This window comes from Aeromonas sp. ASNIH4 (assembly GCF_002934425.1).
Lineage (GTDB): Bacteria > Pseudomonadota > Gammaproteobacteria > Enterobacterales > Aeromonadaceae > Aeromonas > Aeromonas hydrophila.
Genome location: NZ_CP026217.1, coordinates 2,462,317 through 2,482,129 on the forward strand (window position 1 = coordinate 2,462,317; position 19,813 = coordinate 2,482,129).

Genomic DNA, 19,813 nt, shown 5'->3' on the forward strand with positions numbered 1-19,813 from the left:
TCCAACAGTGAAGGAGAATCTCCCATGAAAATTGCCCTGATCGGTGCCAGCGGTTTTGTCGGTACAGCCATCCTCAACGAAGCCGTCAGCCGCGGCCATCACGTCACCGCCATCGTGCGTGACGTGAGCAAGGTCGCCGCCCACCCGCAGGTCACCGCCGTGGCGGTGGATGCCCAGGACAGCCAGGCGCTGGCCAAGGTGCTCAACGGGCACGATCGGGTGATCAGCGCCTACAACCCGGGCTGGACCGTCCCGGACATCTACGATCAGTACCTCAAGGGGGCCAGCGCCATCGTAGCCGCCGCCGTCGCGGCCAACAGCTGGCTGCTGGTGGTCGGCGGTGCCGGCAGTCTGGAAATTGCCCCCGGCGTGCAACTGGTGGATACCCCGGAATTCCCAGCCGAGTGGAAACAGGGGGCCCTGGCCGCCCGCGACGGCCTCACCGCCCTGCGCCGTGAAACCACCCTCGACTGGCGTTTCGTCTCCCCGCCCGTGTTCCTGGAACCCGGCGAGAAGCGCGGCGGCTACCGGCTCGGTGCCGATCAGGTGCTGTTCAGCGGTGAACAACCGGCCGGGATCACGGTCGGCGATCTGGCCGACGGCGTGCTCAACGAAGCGGAAAAACCGGCCCACCTGCGCCAGCGCTTCACCCTGGGTTACTGAACCTGAGCCAGGCACCACACAGGGCCGCAACGTCCGTCACACAAAGGGAGGCATCAGCCTCCCTTTTTGCATCTCTGTATTTGGGCATCTCTGCATTTTGCGCATCTCTGCGCTGGCACGATGCTCGCCTCTCTATTTGCCCAACTCGCGCTCACATGGCGCTCAAGCCGGTACATGCCGGGTCAGGCCAACATGGGTGCCAAGTGCGCCGCTATATTGCCATTATCGCCGCTCAATCGGCAGCCACCCGGATGGGTGGCGAATTCTATTTCGATTTTTGTATATAACTAAGAATAATTTGTTGTTTCCGTCTTATAACTCCGAACAGTAGCATCTCCCTCAATCCAAATGGCGCCATCCCTGGCAACAGGGCGTTGGCCGGTTCATCGGTCAGGGCGTCGTCGTTTTCATGTCAGGTGTGCGGGTAGCATCCCGCCCCTGGCCAGTGAGGAGGTGCACATGGAACATTCACCACTGCCGATCATCGATCTCGCCGCGCTCGACGGCGCCCCCGAGACCCGTCGCCAGATGCTGGCCACCCTTGGCCGGGCGGCCCGCGAGGTGGGCTTTTTCTATCTGATCGGCCATGGCCTGAGCGAGCAAGAACAGCAGGAAACCCTGGCGCTGGCGGCCCGCTTCTTCGCCCTGCCGCAGCAGGAGAAGCTGGCGGTGCAGATGTTGCACTCCCCCCACTTTCGCGGCTACAACCAGGTGGGGGCCGAGCTCACCCGGGCGCGGCCGGATCTGCGCGAGCAGTTCGACATCATGAACGAAGAGGCCGCCCTCGATGCCGCCAGCCTGCAGCATCCCTGGCAGCGGCTCATCGGCCCCAACCAGTGGCCGAGCGCCCTGCCCGAGATGAAATCTCACCTGCTGGCGTGGCAGGAGCGGCTGAGCGCCATCACCCTCACCCTGCTGGCCGCCTTCGCCGAGGTGCTGGAGCAGCCAGCCGGGGTGTTTGACGAGAGCATTCGCGGGGCGCCCCATCAGCACATGAAGCTGATCCACTACCCGGGGCAAGCCGCAGGGGGCAGCGGTCAGGGGGTGGGCGCCCACAAGGATCCCGGCTACCTGACCCTGGTGATGCAGGACCATCACTCCGGGCTCGAGGTGGAGATGGCCGACGGCTGGATCTCGGCGCCGCCCCTGCCGGGCGCCCTGGTGGTCAACATCGGCGAACTGCTGGAGCTCGCCTCCAACGGCTACCTCAAGGCCACCCTGCACCGGGTGCAGAGCCCGCCGCCCGGGGTATCGCGCCTCTCCTGCGCCTTCTTCATGGCGGCGCGACTGGATGCGACCGTGCCGCTGCTCAGCCTCTCCCCCGCACTGGCGGCGCAGGCACAGGGGCCCGAGAGCGACCCGACCAACCCGCTCTTTTATCAGGTGGGGGAGAACGTACTCAAAGGGAGGCTGCGCTCCCACCCGGATGTGGCAGCCCGCCACTATGGCGTCGCCCCGGCGTCGGCCAATCCGCAGACAAGCAGCGAGCAGATGGCAAAGCGCGATCGGCGCGAGCCACAACTCGCCTGACGCTGCCATACCTAATAGACGGGGGCGCCGCGACGTCCCCTTCAGATGACACAAGCAGTTGGGCCACAGCCTGGCAATGACGGAGCAATACAATGAAATTCAAAACCATGAGCGTGCACAGCGGCCAGCGGATCGATCCCCAGACCGGCGCCCTCACCACCCCGCTCTACCAGAGCAGCACCTTCAGCTACTTCAACGCCCAGGCGGGCAAGGAGCGCTTCGCCGGTCAGGCCCCCGGCTTCATCTACAGCCGCTTTGGCAACCCCACCACCGCCGAACTGGAGCAGAAGCTGGCGGCACTGGAAGGGGCCGACGAAGCGCTGGTGGTGGCGAGCGGCATGGCGGCGGTGAGCGCCATCATGTATGCCCTGGCCGACAGCGGCGATGAAGTGGCCTATATCGGCCCGCTCTACGGCGGCACCGATGCCTTCCTCAAGCAGACCTTCAGCCGCGCCGGCATCAAGGTCACCGCGTATGAGAGCGATCAGGATCTGCTGGCCAACATCCGCCCCGCCACCAAGGTGGTACTGTTCGAAACCCTGACCAACCCCACCCTCAAGGTGGTGGATCCGCGGGTGGTAGTGGAAGCGGCCCGCAAGGTGGGCGCCATTACGGTGTGTGACAACACCTTCCTCACCCCCTACCTGCTGCGCCCGCTGGAGCTTGGCATCGACATCGTCATGCACAGCGGCACCAAGTACCTGGGCGGCCACGGCGACATCATCGCCGGGGTGGTGGCGGGCTCTCACGCGCTGATGAAGTCGATTCGCACCGTGGCCCTCAAGCACATCGGTTCCCCCATCGGTCCGCAGGAGGCCTACCTGCTGCAGCGCGGGGTCAAGACCCTGCCCCTGCGCATGGATGCCCACCTGCACAACGCCCAGAAGGTGGCTGACTTCCTGGCCGCCCATCCGGCGGTGAAAAAGGTGATCTACCCGGGGCTTGCCAGTCATCCGGGCCACGATGCCCTCGGCGCCTTCGCCAGCGGCTTTGGCGGCATGGTGAGCATCGAGCTGGAAGGCGGCTTTGCCCGTTGCGCCACCCTGCTCGACAACCTGCAGCTGTTCGTGCAGGCGGTGAGCCTGGGGGATCTCGAGAGTCTCGCCTGCCATCCGGCCAGCACTACCCACGCCGCCATGGACGAGGCGAGCCGCCTCGCCGCCGGGGTCAATGACGATCTCATCCGCTTCAGCATCGGGGTGGAAGACGCCGACGATCTGATTGCCGATCTGGCCGCCGCCCTGGCCCTGATCTGACCGTTTGCCTCTTTGAGCGCAAAAAAACAGCCCGCCCCCTGCCAGGGGGCGGGCTGTTTTGCTTGCGGCCGTCGCCCGATAGGGGCAACCCTGCTTAAGGCGTGGCAGAGAGGCGCTGCACCGGCCAGCCCAACGCGGCCAGCTCGGGAGCCAGCGTCTTGGCATCCCCCACCACCAGGATCACCATGTCGTCGGGATCGAGCCAGCGGCGAGCCAGCTCACGCAGGGTAAAGGGAGAGAGCCGGCTCACCTGCTGCACCCGCTGCTCCACATAATCCTCCGGCCACCCCTTGAGCAGGATGGGCAGCATGTACTCCATTTCCTGCGGCAACGTTTCGTAATCGAGCGCCTGACCATTGAGCACCCGATCCCGCAGGGTACGCACCTCCAGCCGGGTCGGCCCCAGCCGCTGATACTTGTCGAGCTCCTGCAGGATCTGCCGCAGGGCAGCCCCGGTCACCCCGCTGCGCACGCTGCTTTGCAGCAGGAAATGGCCCGCATCGGCATTGCCATCGAAGGCGGCGTCGATAAAGTAGGTGTAACCCAGCTCCTCGCGCAGCCGGATGTGCAGCCGCTCGGCGAGGGACACATTCATCAGCCGGGTCAGGTAGTGCTCGCCGAAGGCATCTTCCGCCATGGCGCGCCGCCCCACCCGGATCTGGCTGAGCGCCGCCCCGGGATTGTCCAGCAGATAGATGGCCCGTTTGGCCTGCTGACCGCGCCAATCCAGAGAGTGCAGGGCCGGCGGCTGACCGGCAGGCTCGACCAGAAAGCCGAGGGCCTTCATCACCCGCTCCTGGGCCAGATCCCCGCTCACCACCACCTGGGCTTCCCCGCTGCGATAGACCGACTGATAAAAGTGACGCACATCGTCGAGCGTCAGCGCGCGCACACTGGCCAGCAGATCCGGCCGCTTGCGCCCCTCGAGCAGGGCGCCGAACTGCCAGTCCGCCTGCCACTGGGGATCTTGCATCAGCTGTTGCAACCACTGGACATGATCAAAGCGGCTGCGCTCAAAATCGGCTACGCGCATGGCGGGCTGCTGCACCAACTCCCGCACCAGGGCCAGCGTCTCGTCAAAATGGGAGGTGAGCCCCTCGATCTCGACGTAGCTGCGCCCCTCCCCATGGTTGAAGCGAATGCTGGCCCCCAGCTGGCGGGCCCGCTCCTCGATGCTGGCCGCCTGCAGTTGCTCGCTGCCAAGGAAAAGCATGGCGTCGGCCAGGGTGGCGACCCCGCCCTTGCCCTCGGGTTCGGCCCGCTCACCGCCCGGCCAGCTGATGCTCATGGCAAAGGCCGGCACCTCGTCGCTGTAGTGGCCGAGCAGGGAGATCCGCTCACCCAGCTTGGCCTGCCACAGGGTCGGCATGGGCACCGGCAAGGCGCCACCACTGGCTGGTTCCTGGCGCCGGTCCAGGGTCTCCTTGATGACATGAGGCAGCAAAGAGGGGGTCAGCCGGGTCAGCGGCAAGGGGGGTGGCTCGACAAAGTTGGGTCTGCCCGCCTGCCACTCAGGGTGCTCGGCCGGCACCACGCTCAGCACCACCCTGGGCTTGTTCAACACATAGCGCGTCAACACCCGTTGCAGGTCGGCCGGCGTCACCCTGGCGATGCGCTTGAGGTTGCGGTACTGGAAGTTGGGGTCCGCAAACAGGGTGTGGCCGGTGGCCAGCTGCTCCACCTTGCCGGCCACGCTGTCCAGCGGCCAGATCCGCAGGGCCCGTTGGGCATTGACCGAGTGGGCCAGCTGCTCGCGGGAGACGCCATCGCTGGCGAGCTGGCCGACGATCCGGTCGATCTCCGCCTTGATGGGACCCAGCTCGCCCCCTTTGGCCAGATTGGGCACCGCCTCAATCACCAGCATGCAGGCCAGTACGCCACACTCCTGTCTGGCCGTCACCGAGACCAGCCGGCCACTTTGCTGCAGTTGTCGCTGCAACAGGCCGCTGGCCGAGCCCCCCAGCTGATCCGCCAGCAGATCGAGGGCCTCGAAGTCGGGCTCGCGGGCGGAGACGGTCGGATAGGCCAGCACCAGCATGGGCTCGCTGACCCGATCCACCAGGGTGCGATAGCGGCTCTTCTTCAGCGTCACCGGACGCACCACCGGGCTTGTCTGGGTTGGTGACGGAGGCAGCGCGGCAAAATAGCGCTCGACCCAGGCCAGGGTCTGGGCCGGCTGAATGTCGCCACCGATCACCAGGGTGGCGTTGTTGGGCCCATACCAGCGCAGGAAAAACTGGCGAACGTCCTCCAGAGTGAGGCGATCCAGATCCGCCACCCGGCCAAACGGCGTGTTGAAATAGGGGTGATTAGGGGGGTAGAGAGTGCGGTTGAGTGCTTCCAGCACCCGGCCGTAAGGAGCAGCATCCACCAGGGTGGCTCGCTCGTTCTTGGCGATGTCGCGCTTGGCCTCCAATTTCTGCTGGTAGAGGGTATCGAGCAGAAACCCCATGCGATCCGCCTCCAGCCAGAGCACCTTCTCCAGCTGATTAGCTGGCAGCGTCTGGTAATAGCGGGTCTGATCCCGGGAGGTCAGGCCATTGATGTTGCGCCCGCCCACCTGTTGCAGCAGCCGGATGTAGCCCTCCTCCCCCACGTGGGCCGAGCCCTGAAACATCATGTGTTCGAACAGATGGGCCAGCCCGGACTGGCCGGGGGCCTCTTCCGGCAACCCAACCCGGTAGTGGACTGCCACGTGCACCAGGGGATCGGAGTGATCCTGGGTCAGGATCACCGTCAGGCCATTGTCGAGCCGATATTGCTGATAGGGCACGATCAGCGGATCGGCCACTTTTTTCTGCTCCTTGACCAGCACCGGGCTGGCCAAGGCCAAGACACTGAAGAAATAGAGCAAACTCCACACGACTCTCATGTTATTTCCCAATTTTCAAACCTGAACATTATTATTGGCGGTCGCTGCGCGTCATCCATATCCAGCGCGCAACAACGAAAAAATGGCGACAGCACTCTGCAGGCGCCTCGCATTATTGATGACATGAATAATATTTTTGCCGGCAGCAAAGTCTGCCCCGAGCCAGTCAATGCAGCTGCCAAAGGCTGGCAGCCTGCAACCCGGCCGTGGCCGTCAGTGTAATCAATCAAGCCCCGAAGGGATATCAGCAACAGACGTGCTTTTGTAACAAGGTATATATCTGGCCCATCCGTCAACGCCTTTGAATAGCCTGAACGGCACTATTTAACCGTGTTAACTTAACCGTGTTAACCGTGCCGATTAACAGTGCCGGAAAATATCGTCGGTATGGCGTTTCGACCGCTGATGGGAAATAAGTCTGCCGTTATTGAGTCACGAAAAAATAAGCCAGGCGATTAGTCAATATTGATGCCATTAATAACAAGCGGATGGCAGGCGCCTTGCTGGCATCACTCGCCAGCCCACCCTTTTTGCACTCACGGCCGGCCTGGGTGGCAAAGGCGCAAAAAAACAGGGGGCCGCGGCCCCCTGTTCATGCTGGGTGCAACCGGATCAACCGCGATCCAGCAGGATGTTGAGCATGCGGCGCAGCGGCTCGGCGGCGCCCCACAGCAGCTGGTCACCCACGGTGAAGGCGGCCAGGTACTCCGGGCCCATGTTGAGCTTGCGCAGACGACCGACCGGGATGCTGAGGGTGCCGGTGACGGCAGCCGGAGTCAGCTCGCGGGCGGTGATGTCGCGATCGTTGGGGATCACCTTGACCCAGTCGTTGTGGGCAGCCAGCAGGGCTTCGATTTCCGCCAGCGGCACATCTTTTTTCAGCTTGATGGTGAAGGCCTGGCTGTGACAGCGCAGGGCGCCGATGCGCACGCACAGACCATCCACCGGAATGGCGGCGTTTTCGATGCCGAGGATCTTGTTGGTCTCGGCCTGACCCTTCCACTCTTCGCGGCTCTGGCCGTTGTCGAGCTTGGTGTCGATCCAGGGGATGAGGCCACCGGCCAGCGGCACGCCGAAGTTGTCCACCGGCAGGGTGCCGGAGCGGGTCTTCTCGGTGATCTTGCGCTCGATGTCGAGGATGGCGGAGGCGGGATCCGCCAGCTCCACCGCCACTTCATCGCGCAGCAGGCCCATCTGGGTGACCAGCTCGCGCATGTGGCGCGCACCACCGCCGGAGGCGGCCTGATAGGTGGCCACGCTCACCCACTCCACCAGATCGGCCTTGAACAGGCCACCCAGGGCCAGCAGCATCAGACTGACGGTGCAGTTGCCGCCGACGAAGGTCTTGATGCCGTTGTTCAGGGCATGGTCGATGACGTCGCCGTTGACCGGATCCAGGATGATGACAGCGTCCTTCTCCATGCGCAGGGAGGAGGCGGCATCAATCCAGTAGCCCTGCCAGCCGGCGGCTTTCAGGCGCGGATAGACATCCTTGGTGTAGTCGCCGCCCTGGGCGGTGATGATGACGTCCTGTGCGGCCAGCGCCTCGATGTCGAAGGCATCCTGCAGGGTGCCGGCATCGACGCCGAAATTGGGGGCGGCCTCACCGGCCTGGGAGGTGGTGAAGAAGGTGGGCTGAATGCGGGAAAAATCCTTCTCTTCCTGCATCCGGCTCATCAACACCGAACCCACCATGCCACGCCAACCGACCAAACCTACTTTTTTCATAATGTCCTACCCTGGATAGCTGCTTATAGAAACCGAGTGTGATACCCGTGATCCCTTGTCCGGCGCGGGCCGTTTACAAGCGGTTCACAAAATATGGGTTGCGAAAAATGTGTCTGTCCACATTACGGATTGTGACGGCGGGCGCAAGTCGAATTGCGCAATATTCTGTGCCGTTCGCTGCAATATCCGTCAGCCTGGCCGACCTGCGGGCAGCCGGTTGGCATCCCGCTACAACTTGGGGCATCATTGAGACCGACCGGCAGCCCCGCTGCCCCTCGGGGACGACCTCGAGGCCTCCTGATACGCAGGGACGACCCTGCTTCCTGCGGAATCTGCCTTATGTCCTGGTTGCTCTTGCTGTTGGCCGGCCTGTTCGAGGTCGCCTGGGCCATCGGCCTCAAATACACCGACGGTTTCAGCCGTCCCCTGCCCACCCTGCTGACCCTGATTGCCATGGGGGTAAGCGTGCTGCTGCTCGCCATGGCGGTCAAACAGTTGCCCCTTGGCACCGCCTACGCGGTCTGGACCGGCATCGGCGCGGTCGGCACCGTGCTGATGGGGATCTGGCTGTTCAACGAACCGGCCACCCTCGCCCGAGTGCTCTGTCTGCTGCTGATCATCGGCGGGATCCTGGGTCTGAAATTCATCGGCTGAGCCGTGACCGAGCTCGGCTGAATGGAGAGCAAAACGGGGCATGAGCCCCGTTTTTTGCCTGCCAAACGCGCCGACCCCTGCTATTATCTGCGGCCAAACATGAGCCAATAAAAATCAGGATATCGTGATGACCGACCACACTTTTATTCCCGGCAAGGACGCGGCGCTGGAAGACTCCATCGAACGCTTCCAGACCAAGCTGCAAGCCCTGGGGTTTGATATCGAAGAGGCCTCCTGGCTCAACCCCGTGCCCAACGTCTGGTCCGTGCACATCCGGGACAAGGAGTGCTCCCTCTGTTTCACCAACGGCAAGGGTGCCAGCAAGAAGGCGGCGCTCGCCTCCGCCCTTGGTGAATATTTCGAACGTCTCTCCACCAACTACTTCTTCGCCGACTTCTATCTGGGCGAGCAGGTCGCCAATGGCGACTTCGTTCACTACCCGAACGAGAAGTGGTTCCCCATCGAAGGGGATCAGCTGCCCGCCGGTCTGCTCGACAGCTTCACCCGCAAGTTCTACAACCCGGACGGTGAAGTGACCGCCGACATGCTGGTGGATCTGCAATCCGGCAACGAAGAGCGCGGCATCGTCGCCCTGCCCTTCGAGCGTCAGTCTGATCACCAGACCGTCTACATCCCGATGAACATCATCGGCAACCTGTATGTCTCCAACGGCATGAGCGCCGGCAACACCCGCACCGAGGCCCGCACCCAGGGGCTGTCGGAGGTGTTCGAGCGCCACGTGAAGAACAAGATCATCGCAGAGGCCCTCAGCCTACCGCTGATCCCGAGCGAGGTGATCGCCCGTTACCCCGGCATCAAGGCCTCCATCGATGCGCTGGAAGCCGAAGGTTTCCCCATCTACAGCTTCGACGCGTCGCTCGGCGGTCGCTACCCGGTCATCTGCGTGGTGCTGCTCAACCCGAGCAACGGTACCTGCTTTGCCTCCTTCGGCGCCCACCCGCGCTTCGAAGTGGCGTTCGAGCGCACCGTCACCGAGCTGCTGCAGGGCCGCAGCCTCAAGGATCTGGATGTATTCGTGCCGCCCTCGTTCGACAACGAGCAGGTGGCGGATCACCACAACCTGGAAACCCACTTCATCGACTCCTCCGGCCTCATCAGCTGGGATCTGTTCAAGCAGGATGCGGACTTCGAGTTTGCCGACTGGGACTTCCGCGGCACCTCGCAAGAGGAGTTCGACCACCTGATCGGCATCTTCCACGAGCTGGAGCAGCCGGTCTACATCGCCGACTACGAGCACCTGGGCGTCTACGCCTGCCGCATCCTGGTGCCCGGCATGTCCGACATCTATCCGGCCGAAGACCTGCTGCTGGCCAACAACACCATGGGTGCCCACCTGCGGGAGACCATCCTGGCGCTGCCGGCGCTGGAGTGGGATGCAGAGCAGTACATGGCGCTGTTCGACCAGCTGGATGAAGAGGGTCACGACGAGCGCACCCGGGTGCGCGAGCTGCTCGGCATCGCCGCCGCCAAGGGCACCGCCCTGCACACCCTGCGGGTGGGCGAATTGAAAGCCATGCTGGCACTGGCCGCCGGCGAACTCGACACGGCGCTCGATCTCATCGATTGGACCATGGAGTTCAACCAGTCGGTGTTCCCGGCCGATCGTGCCAACTACTACCGTGCCCTGCGCGCCTGCGTCGAGCTGTTCCTGGATGAGGATCGCGACCCCGAGCAGTACCGCGCCGTGTTCACCCGCATGTATGGTGAAGAGACGCTGGCACAGGCCTGGGCCCACGCCAGTGGTGAAGCGCGCTTCCACGGGTTGGAAGCTGCCGACCTGTCCCTCAGCCAGTTCCCGCTGCATCAGAAGCTGCTGGCAGCCTATGAGAAGCTGCAGAAGGCCAAACGAGCCCACTCATGGGGCTGATGTGGTAGTATGTGAAGGGGCCCTGATGGCCCCTTTTGCTTTATGGTCGCCAGAGAGGCGATTTGTTATTCAAAGATGAAATAAAAAACAAAAAATACCTCTTAGGGGGTTGCCAAGCCGGGGCAGAGAATGCTGGGGAGATGCAAAGATGCCTTGCCAGTACCATTTTTAGGCGATGAAAAATAAATTGTTTAAAATCATTGCATTAAAAAATCAGCATTTATGTTTCAGCTGAAACCTGGTGTAAAGCAACGCTGCCGGAGGACTCAAATTTTTGTAGTAAAATTACATTCACAATCTGCAATTCTTGATCGGAGTCAATTTTGACGATCTGGCCCTTTGTTATGATTTCCACAGGCAAAACATCAGGTACATGAGAATTGAAAGCAGAATCTCCCTTTGATTGTCTCAAGCCAGAAGCCATCGCTGCACTGGCAGAAGATATCACCTATGCCAAGGCCACCAAGCCTGCATACAAGGTCATCCCCCTGGCCATCACCGCAGGCGCTTTCATCGCCATTGCTTTCGTCTTCTTCATCACGGTGACTACCGGTGCCGGCAATGTGGCCTGGGGCCTCAGCAAGCTGGTCGGCGGTCTCTGTTTCGCACTGGGTCTGATCCTCTGCGTGCTGCTCGGTGCCGAGCTGTTCACCTCCACCACCTTGACTCTGGTGGCCAAGGCGGCCAACCGCATCACCTGGGCCCAGCTGTTCAAGAACTGGGGACTGGTCTACTTCGGCAACCTCATCGGCGGTCTCATCATCGTCGGCCTCATCATCATGTCGGCCGAGTACATGGCGGCAGATGGTCAGTGGGGTCTGAACGCCCTCAAGGTGGCCCAGCACAAGATCCACCATACCTTCTTCGAGGCCCTTGCCCTCGGTATCCTCTGCAACCTCATGGTGTGTCTGGCCGTGTGGATGGCGTTCGGCGCCCGCAGTGCGACCGACAAGGTGATGGTCATGCTGCTCCCCGTCGCCATGTTCGTGGCCTCCGGTTTTGAGCACAGCATCGCAAACATGTTTATGATCCCGGTCGGTATCGCTATCCATGCGGTAGCAGGCCCGGAATTTTGGCAGGCCATCGGCCAGGACCCGGCGACCTTTGCCGACCTGACCGTATCCAACTTCGTCCTACACAACCTCATTCCCGTCACCATAGGTAATATCATTGGTGGTGGCGTCATGGTTGGTCTGACTTACTGGTTTATCTTCCGTCGTCATCATTAAGGATGATTGCGGGATACTACATCAATACCGTGTGAGGTAATGAAAATGGCAGAACTTAACGAACAGTTCCAAAAAGCATGGGAAGGCTTCGCGGCCGGTGAATGGCAGACCTCTGTCAACACCCGTGACTTCATCCAGAAGAACTACACCCCGTATGAAGGTGACGAGTCCTTCCTGGCTGGCGCGACCGAAGCTACCACCAAGCTGTGGGACAAGGTCATGGAAGGCATCAAGATCGAGAACCGCACCCACGCGCCGGTCGATTTTGATACCGACCTGCCCTCCACCATTACCGCTCACGATGCCGGCTATATCGATCAGAGCCTGGAGCAAATCGTTGGTCTGCAGACCGACAAGCCGCTCAAGCGCGCCATCATCGCCAACGGCGGTATCAAGATGGTCAAGACCTCTTGCGAAGTGTACGGTCGTCAGCTGGACCCGATGGTCGAGAAGATCTTCACCGAGTACCGCAAAACTCACAACCAGGGCGTGTTTGACGTTTACACCAAAGACATCCTGAACTGCCGCAAGTCCGGCGTCATCACCGGTCTGCCGGATGCCTATGGCCGTGGCCGTATCATCGGTGACTACCGTCGTGTTGCCCTGTACGGTATCGACTTCCTGATGGCCGACAAACTGGCCCAGTTCAAGTCCCTGCAGGCCGACCTGGAAAACGGTGTCAACCTGGAAGCCACCATCCGTCTGCGCGAAGAGATCTCCGAGCAGCACCGTGCCCTGGCACAGATGAAGGTAATGGCTGCCAAGTACGGTTGCGATATCTCCGTACCGGCCAAAAACGCCAAAGAAGCCGTACAGTGGACCTACTTCGCCTACCTGGCGGCAGTCAAGTCCCAGAACGGTGCCGCCATGTCCTTCGGTCGTACTTCCAGCTTCCTGGACGTGTACATCGAGCGTGACCTGAAGAAAGGCCTGATCACCGAGCAAGAAGCCCAGGAGCTGATGGACCACATGGTCATGAAGCTGCGTATGGTTCGCTTCCTGCGTACCCCGGAATACGATTCACTGTTCTCCGGCGACCCGATGTGGGCTACCGAGACCCTGGCTGGTATGGGCGTTGATGGCCGTACCCTGGTCACCAAGAACAGCTTCCGTATGCTGAACACCCTGTACACCATGGGCCCGTCCCCTGAGCCGAACCTGACCATCCTGTGGTCCGAGAAGCTGCCGGTCGGTTTCAAGAAGTACTGCGCCAAGGTATCCATCGAGACCTCTTCTGTTCAGTACGAGAACGACGACCTGATGCGTCCGGACTTCAACAACGATGACTACGCCATCGCTTGCTGTGTGTCCCCGATGATCGTCGGCAAACAGATGCAGTTCTTCGGTGCCCGTGCCAACCTGGCCAAGACCATGCTGTATGCAATCAACGGCGGTATGGACGAGAAGCTCAAGATCCAGGTCGGTCCGAAGACCGAAATGGTCAAGTCCGAGTACCTCGACTACAACGATGTGATGGATCGTCTGGATCACTTCATGGACTGGCTGGCCAAGCAATACGTTGCCGCGCTGAACATCATCCACTACATGCACGACAAGTACAGCTACGAAGCCTCTCTGATGGCGCTGCACGACCGTGACGTCTATCGCACCATGGCGTGTGGTATCGCCGGTCTGTCCGTAGCAGCTGACTCCCTGTCTGCCATCAAGTTCGCCAAGGTCAAGCCGGTTCGTGACGAAGATGGCGTTGCCATCGACTTCGAAATCGAAGGCGAATACCCGCAGTTCGGTAACAACGACGCTCGCGTCGATGACATCGCCTGCGACCTGGTTGAGCGCTTCATGAAGAAAATTCAGAAGCTGAACACCTACCGTGGTGCCGTGGCTACCCAGTCCGTGCTGACCATCACCTCCAACGTGGTGTACGGCAAGAAGACCGGTAACACCCCGGATGGCCGTCGCGCTGGTGCGCCGTTCGGCCCGGGTGCCAACCCGATGCACGGTCGTGACCAGAAGGGTGCCGTTGCTTCCCTGACTTCCGTTGCCAAGCTGCCGTTCGCTTACGCCAAAGATGGTATCTCCTATACCTTCTCCATCGTGCCGAACGCGCTGGGTAAAGACATGGAAGCCCAGAAAGCCAACCTGGCCGGTCTGATGGATGGTTACTTCCACCATGAGTCCAACCTGGAAGGTGGTCAGCACCTGAACGTCAACGTGATGAACCGTGAAATGCTGCTGGACGCCATGGAAAACCCGGAAAAATATCCGCAGTTGACCATCCGCGTATCCGGTTATGCCGTTCGCTTCAACTCTTTGACCAAAGAGCAACAGCAAGACGTCATCACCCGTACCTTCACCGCTTCTCTGTAATAGAGTCTCGGTGAACAAAAACCGGCGCCAAGGCGCCGGTTTTTTTATGCCTGATAGTCAGGGAGCATAGGCCTGAAAACCTGCCGGCAAGGCCGGCACTGCCCTCCTCTCATCCCACCTTGTTCAGGGCCGCTCTCCTGCCGCCAGGCGGCGGTTGATATCGGCGATAACCGGGGCGATATCCGCCAGAGTGTCGATCACATAGTGCGCCCCTGCCGCCCGCAGTTTGGCCTCCGCCGGTCTACGCCGGGCAGCGATTTCCGCCTCGCTCATGGCGGCAAACGCTTCCCAGGTGGCGCCGAACTCGTTGCCGGAGACCGACAATCCCACCGTCCACATGCCAGCGTTCAACCCTTCGCTGATGCCCGGCACGGCGTCATCCACCTTGATGCAGCGATGCACCGCGCTCACTCCCAGCTCAATCACGTTGGCCAGCGCCATCCAGGGGCCGGGGCGACCGCCTGCCTTGAGATCATCGGTAGCGACCCAATGATCCGGGCGGTAGCCGTGATCGGCCGCCGCAGGTACCAGCGTCTCCATCACCGGGCGGGGGTAACCGGAGCAGGAGCCGATTTTCATCCCCTGCCCCCGCAGAGCATCCAGCACCGGCAGCACACCGGGGATGGGGTCTGCGAAGCGGGTCACCGCAGCAATCTGCAGCGGCATAAAGGTGTGATAGAGATGGTCCACCTCGGCGTGGCTCATGGGGTGGCCGAAGCGGGCCTGCCAGCGCGCATCCACCGAGGGCAGACGGCCTAGCGCAGCGATATGGTCCCACTTGCCCAGCCCCATGGGCTGGCGCGCCTCATCCAGGGTCACCGGAAAGTCATAGGCGCGGGCGAAGGCCTCGATGAAGATGGAGGTGGGGGCGAAGGAGCCGAAATCGACGACGGTACCGGCCCAATCGAGGATCAGCGCCTCTACGTCGGTGGCCGGGTCGATGGCAATCTGCAAGTCAGTCATGGTGATGTTCCTGTTTCGGTGAAAGCGCGATCTCGCCCAAGGCGCGATCGAGAATGGTGATGGCGCGCACCAGATCGGCGCGGGCGATATTGAGCGGCGGCGAGAGCTGGATAACGTTGCCCTGGGAAACCTTGAAGCTGAGCCCAAGCTCCAGACAGCGGTAGAGCAGCCGCTCGGCGGCCTGGCTATTGCGCTTTCGACTCTGGTGATCGACCACCAGATCGAGCGCCCACAAAAGACCGATGCCGCGCACCTGGCCGATCAGCGGGTGACATGCGGCAAGCGCCGCAAGCTCGCGCGCCATAAAGCGGCCATCCTCCTGCGCTTTTACCAACAATCCAGCTTCGCGGATTGTCTCTATCGTGGCGAGAGCCGCCGCACAGCCGATGGGGCTCTTCTCGTGGGTGTAGTGGCCGAGCGAAATAGCCACCACCTGATTGAAGCGGTCGCGGGTAATGAGCGCGGCAAACGGCACCACCCCGCCCCCCAGTCCCTTGCCCAGACAGATGATGTCTGGCTCGATGCCGAACTCCTCGAAGCTGAACCAGTGGCCGGTGCGGCCCAGCGCGTTGGGGATCTCGTCGACGATCAACAGCACCTTGTGGCGATCGCAGATCTCCCGCACCCGCTGCCAGTAAGCCTTCGAGGGCACCTGCACATCGGTATTGCGGATGGGCTCGGCGATAAAGGCGCCTATTCCCCCCTCCTTCTCGATGACGTACTCCAGATAATCGGCATAGTGCAGGTCATCCCCCTCCCCGCGATACCAGACACCGCGATAGCGGGTGGGAGGCGGGATGCGCTCCACCCCGGCCATCAGCGGGCCCATGCCAGCGCGAAAACAGGCTTCACCGCCGACCGAGATGGCATCGAGGGAGGCGCCGTGAAAGGCATCCCAGAGGGACACCACCTTGCTATTGCCGGTAATAAAGCGGGCAAGCTTCAGGGCAATCCCCACCACCTCGCTGCCACCGGGGGCGAACAGCACCCGGTTGAGATCGCCGGGGGCCAGCTCAGCCAGGGTGCGGGCACAGTCGATAGCGACCTGATGGGTGTAGCGGCGGGGTGCGAACGGCAGATCGGCGAGTTGCTGCTGCACCTCGGCCACCACCCTGGGGTGGCCGTGGCCCAGCTGATGGACGCTGTTGCCGTGAAAATCGAGGTAACGCGCGCCCGATATGCTGGTCAGCCAGCTCCCCTGCGCGCGCTCAATCATATCCAGACAGGGGGTGGAGAGCGCCTGATGGAGGAAGTAGCGGCTATCTTCCGCCAATCCGGCCTGTACATCTTCACTCTGGCCCGCCCACCAGCGCGTTCGTCCCTCACCGAGGTTGATATCCCCTTCGCTGTCGGCGCGGCCGCTGCCGTGCAGCTTATGGTCGTGCTGAACGCAACCCTGAGGCGCTTGGCTCGTCATCGCGCGTCCCCTTGCCAGTAGCAGGCGCTGGCCATGGCGGCGAGCAGGCAGCGCACCCGCGCTGGCGTCACGTCACCGATATTGCCGATGCGAAAGCAGTCGGCCTGAGAGACCTTGCCCGGATAGATGACAAAACCCTGCGCCTTGAGCCGCTGGTAGAAGTCGGCGAAGCGGTAGTCAGGATGGGCCGGAGAGTAGAAGGCGGTGATGATGGGTGATTGCCACTGCTCGGGCAGCAGCGGCGCAAAGCCGAGGGCAGCCATCCCCGTCACCAGGGTGCGCTGGTTCTCGCGGTAGCGCTGATGGCGGGCGGCAATGCCCCCCTCCTCTTCCAGCTCGCGCAGGGCCTGGGCAAAGGCCAGCACGGTATGGGTGGGCGAGGTAAAGCGCCACTTGCCCCCCTGCTGCTCCATGGTCTGCCACTGGGCATGCAGGTCGAGGGAGACAGAGCGGGCGCGACCGGCGCAGGCCGTGAGCGCGGCGCGGCGGGCGATGACGAAACCAAAGCCCGGCACCCCCTGAATGCACTTGTTGGCGGAGCTGATGAGAAACTCGATGCCAAGGCGCCCCATGTCGATGGGGATACCGCCAAAGCTGCTCATGGCATCGACGATAAGGCGAATGCCGCGGCGCTGGCAGAGCGCAGCCACCTCCTCAAGGGGGTTGAGCATGCCGGTGGTGGTCTCGCAGTGCACCATGGCCAAGTGGGTGATCTCGGGGTGGCGCACCAGCATCGCCTCGATGGCGGCGGGTTCCGGGCGGGTGGTCTCGCCGCAGTCCAGCTCATAGTGGCGTAGGCCAAGACAGCGGGCCATCTCCCCCATGCGGGCACCGTAGGCGCCGTTGTTGATGATCAGCAGACACTCATCGCTACCTATCGCCGAGCCCAGCACGCTCTCCACCACATAGCTGCCACTCCCTTGCAGCAGCACGGCGCTGTAGTCGCTCTCATATTCAGGGCCAGTGGCGAGGCGCACCAGCTCGCGGCGGATGGGCTCCACCACCCCCTGGTTGTAGTCCGCATCCCAGGTACAGCTGTCTTGCAGCATGGCGGCGCGCACCGTCGCGGTGGTCGAGAGGGGGCCCGGGGTCAGCAGCAGGTAATCGATGGCGGCGGGGGCCGCAGGAATATGGGTCATGACTTCGCTCCTTTTTGGTATATACCAGAATGAGCGCATTGTGTGTAACTGCCCCGCCAAGGTCAAAGGGGTGGCGCTACGTGCAACAAAAAATTCATTTTCAGCGCAGGGATCGCGATAATCTAGGAAGCCTGAACAACAGGGGCGATTCTGGTATCTACCAACGTATGTTGATGTTGCCGTGTAACGACCGGGCAGATGACCTGCCCTGTGCCCAGTCCATTGCCCAACTCATTGCACAACTTATTGCAAAACCAGGGATTTTCATGAGCAAACCCCAATACCTGCAGATCAAGGATGCCCTCGCCAACCAGATCCTGGCGGGGGGTCTGACCCCCAACGACAAGCTCCCCTCCGAGCGGCTGCTGGGGGAACTCTATGGCACCACCCGGGTTACCATCCGCGAGGCACTGGTGCAGCTGGAGGCCAATGGCCTTATCTATCGGGAGGATCGCCGCGGCTGGTTCGTCACACCGCCGCGCTTTCGCTTGAACCCCAGACGCACCTCCAACTTTCACCAGATAGTGCGGGAGCAAGGGGGCGAGCCGCGCACCGAGCTGCTGGAGAAAAGCCGCCAGGCAGTGCCGCCCGCGTTGATGGCGCAGTTGCAGCTCAAACCGTTCGACAGCCTGTTTCTGCTCAAACGGCTGCGCTATGCCAACGGGCGCGCCATCTGCTACTGCGAGAACCACTGCCTGCCAGAGCGGGTACCGGGCCTGCTGGAGCTGGATCTCAACGGCAGTCTGACCGAGATCTACCAGGCCCATTACGATCTCCACTACGCCCGCATGCAGGTGCGCTTCTTCCCCACCGCCCTGCCGGACGAGGTGGCCAAGGCACTGGGGGCCACCGCCGGTCTGCCCGCCCTGCGCCTCGAGCGACTCAACTTCGATCAGCACGGCCGGGTGCTCGACTTCGATCTGGAGTACTGGCGCCACGACAGTCTGGAGATCGAGGTGGATACCCAGGATTAGTCGCGGACAAATCAGGGACAGCAAAACGTCACGGGGCTGTCACGGTCACGTCATAAAAAAACCCTAGCCTCTCTCTCGACCAATCTGGTTTATACCAAGCCAACTTATATGGAGAAGAGGATGAAACAGGGAATCCATCTGCTGGCCGCCGCCGTGCTGGCTGCCATGACCACCCCGACACTGGCCGCAACCGATCTCACCGTCTATACCGCCTTCGAACCGGAGCAGCTCAGCGAGCTGAAAACCGCGTTCGAGCGCCAGCATCCGGATATCAACATCAAGTGGGTGCGTGACTCCACCGGCGTGGTCACCGCCCGCTTGCTGGCGGAAAAAGCCCAGCCCAAAGCGGATGTGGTATGGGGACTGGCGGCTACCAGCCTGATGCAACTCGATCAGCAGCAGATGCTCAATGCCTATGCACCGAAAGGGCTGGACAAGCTCGACAGCCGCTTTCGCGACAGCAAGGCCGAGCCGCACTGGATCGGTCTGGACGCCTTCTTCAGCGCCATCTGCTTCAACAAGGTAGAGGCGGAAAAACAGGGGATCCCGGCACCCACCAGCTGGGCCGATCTCACCAAGCCCATCTACAAGGGCAAGGTGATCATGCCCAACCCCAGCTCCTCCGGCACCGGTTACCTGAGCGTCGCTGGCTGGCTCCAGACCATGGGCGAACAGCAGGGCTGGCAATTCATGGACGGCCTGCACCAGAACATTGACCGTTATACCCACTCGGGCTCCGCCCCCTGCAAGCTGGCCGCCAGCGGCGAGACGGTGATCGGTATCTCCTTCGACTTCCCGGCCACCAGCCTCAAGGCCAAGGGGGCTCCCATTGAGGTGGTGTTCCCGAAAGAGGGTTCGGGCTGGGATATGGAAGCCGCCGCCATCATCAAGGGCACCCCCAAGCTGGAGGCCGCCAAACAGCTGCTCGACTTTGCCGCCACCGAACAGGCCAACGCCCTCTACAACAAGTCGTTCGCCGTGGTCGCCATCCCGGAGGTAGCCAAGCCCAGAGCCGGCTATCCCGCCAACATCAAGGGCCAGATGATCGACAACGACTTTGGCTGGGCTGCCCGCGAGCGCAACACCATCCTGGCCCAGTGGAGTGCCAGCTTCGACGGCAAGACCGAAGCCAAGCAGTAAGCGTGAAGGGCAGCGGTTTGTTCACGCCACAC

At 62.0% G+C, this 19,813-nt stretch carries 14 protein-coding genes; 9 read left to right on the forward strand and 5 right to left on the reverse strand.

Annotation, left to right across the window (positions count from 1 at the left end; genetic code table 11):
• The first annotated feature begins 24 nt into the window (after positions 1 to 24).
• The 3 genes from C2U40_RS11295 (at position 25) to C2U40_RS11305 (ending at position 3,449) form a co-directional block, all read left to right on the forward strand.
• Positions 25 to 663 carry an NAD(P)-dependent oxidoreductase gene (locus C2U40_RS11295; RefSeq protein ID WP_103826776.1) on the forward strand — a complete coding sequence of 213 codons (639 nt, stop codon included), beginning with the start codon at positions 25 to 27 and terminating at the stop codon, positions 661 to 663.
• A gap of 459 nt (positions 664 to 1,122) precedes the next feature.
• Positions 1,123 to 2,193 (forward strand): isopenicillin N synthase family dioxygenase, encoded by a 1,071-nt coding sequence (locus C2U40_RS11300; RefSeq protein WP_103826775.1) that lies wholly within the window; start codon positions 1,123 to 1,125, stop codon positions 2,191 to 2,193.
• A gap of 92 nt (positions 2,194 to 2,285) precedes the next feature.
• Positions 2,286 to 3,449 (forward strand): trans-sulfuration enzyme family protein, encoded by a 1,164-nt coding sequence (locus C2U40_RS11305; protein ID WP_024945398.1) that lies wholly within the window; start codon positions 2,286 to 2,288, stop codon positions 3,447 to 3,449.
• A 94-nt stretch (positions 3,450 to 3,543) separates the two neighbouring features.
• On the opposite strand, the gene C2U40_RS11310 is transcribed toward C2U40_RS11305, so the two are convergent.
• Complete coding sequence (locus C2U40_RS11310) at positions 3,544 to 6,321, reverse strand: M16 family metallopeptidase (RefSeq protein WP_103826774.1); 2,778 nt, start codon at positions 6,319 to 6,321, stop codon at positions 3,544 to 3,546.
• Positions 6,322 to 6,933: 612 nt separating this feature from the next.
• Positions 6,934 to 8,049, reverse strand: a complete 1,116-nt coding sequence (gene asd, locus C2U40_RS11315) for an aspartate-semialdehyde dehydrogenase (protein ID WP_103826773.1) — start codon at positions 8,047 to 8,049, stop codon at positions 6,934 to 6,936.
• Between the two features lie 339 nt (positions 8,050 to 8,388).
• On the opposite strand from asd, the gene sugE reads away from it, so the two are divergent.
• From sugE to pflB, 4 genes are all read left to right on the forward strand, one after another.
• Complete coding sequence (gene sugE, locus C2U40_RS11320) at positions 8,389 to 8,703, forward strand: quaternary ammonium compound efflux SMR transporter SugE (RefSeq protein ID WP_011705814.1); 315 nt, start codon at positions 8,389 to 8,391, stop codon at positions 8,701 to 8,703.
• A 127-nt stretch (positions 8,704 to 8,830) separates the two neighbouring features.
• Positions 8,831 to 10,591 (forward strand): 30S ribosomal protein S12 methylthiotransferase accessory factor YcaO, encoded by a 1,761-nt coding sequence (gene ycaO, locus C2U40_RS11325; protein WP_103826772.1) that lies wholly within the window; start codon positions 8,831 to 8,833, stop codon positions 10,589 to 10,591.
• A 380-nt stretch (positions 10,592 to 10,971) separates the two neighbouring features.
• Complete coding sequence (gene focA / locus C2U40_RS11330; RefSeq protein WP_011705812.1) at positions 10,972 to 11,820, forward strand: formate transporter FocA; 849 nt, start codon at positions 10,972 to 10,974, stop codon at positions 11,818 to 11,820.
• Positions 11,821 to 11,865: 45 nt separating this feature from the next.
• Positions 11,866 to 14,148: a formate C-acetyltransferase gene (gene pflB / locus C2U40_RS11335; protein ID WP_016350517.1), complete on the forward strand. Its 2,283-nt coding sequence runs from the start codon at positions 11,866 to 11,868 to the stop codon at positions 14,146 to 14,148.
• 123 nt (positions 14,149 to 14,271) lie between these two features.
• On the opposite strand, the gene phnX is transcribed toward pflB, so the two are convergent.
• The 3 genes from phnX to phnW are packed head-to-tail and all read right to left on the reverse strand — an operon-like array spanning position 14,272 to position 17,667.
• Positions 14,272 to 15,111 (reverse strand): phosphonoacetaldehyde hydrolase, encoded by an 840-nt coding sequence (gene phnX, locus C2U40_RS11340; RefSeq protein WP_103826771.1) that lies wholly within the window; start codon positions 15,109 to 15,111, stop codon positions 14,272 to 14,274.
• A complete protein-coding gene (locus C2U40_RS11345; protein WP_103826770.1) occupies positions 15,104 to 16,528 on the reverse strand; it encodes an aspartate aminotransferase family protein in 1,425 nt (474 codons plus the stop codon). The genes phnX and C2U40_RS11345 overlap by 8 nt, the downstream gene beginning before the upstream one ends.
• On the reverse strand, positions 16,525 to 17,667 hold the full coding sequence (gene phnW / locus C2U40_RS11350) for a 2-aminoethylphosphonate--pyruvate transaminase (RefSeq protein ID WP_103826769.1): 1,143 nt from the start codon (positions 17,665 to 17,667) through the stop codon (positions 16,525 to 16,527). The genes C2U40_RS11345 and phnW overlap by 4 nt, the downstream gene beginning before the upstream one ends.
• Positions 17,668 to 17,933: 266 nt before the next feature.
• Here phnW and phnR point away from each other — a divergent pair, with 266 nt between their 5' ends.
• Both phnR and C2U40_RS11360 read left to right on the forward strand, forming a co-directional pair.
• Entirely contained in the window at positions 17,934 to 18,641 is a 708-nt protein-coding gene (gene phnR, locus C2U40_RS11355) for a phosphonate utilization transcriptional regulator PhnR (protein WP_181014688.1), read from the forward strand.
• Positions 18,642 to 18,761: 120 nt separating this feature from the next.
• The gene (locus tag C2U40_RS11360; protein WP_103826767.1) at positions 18,762 to 19,781 is read left to right on the forward strand and encodes a putative 2-aminoethylphosphonate ABC transporter substrate-binding protein; all 1,020 of its coding nucleotides are present in this window, start codon (positions 18,762 to 18,764) and stop codon (positions 19,779 to 19,781) included.
• The last annotated feature ends 32 nt before the right edge of the window (positions 19,782 to 19,813 follow it).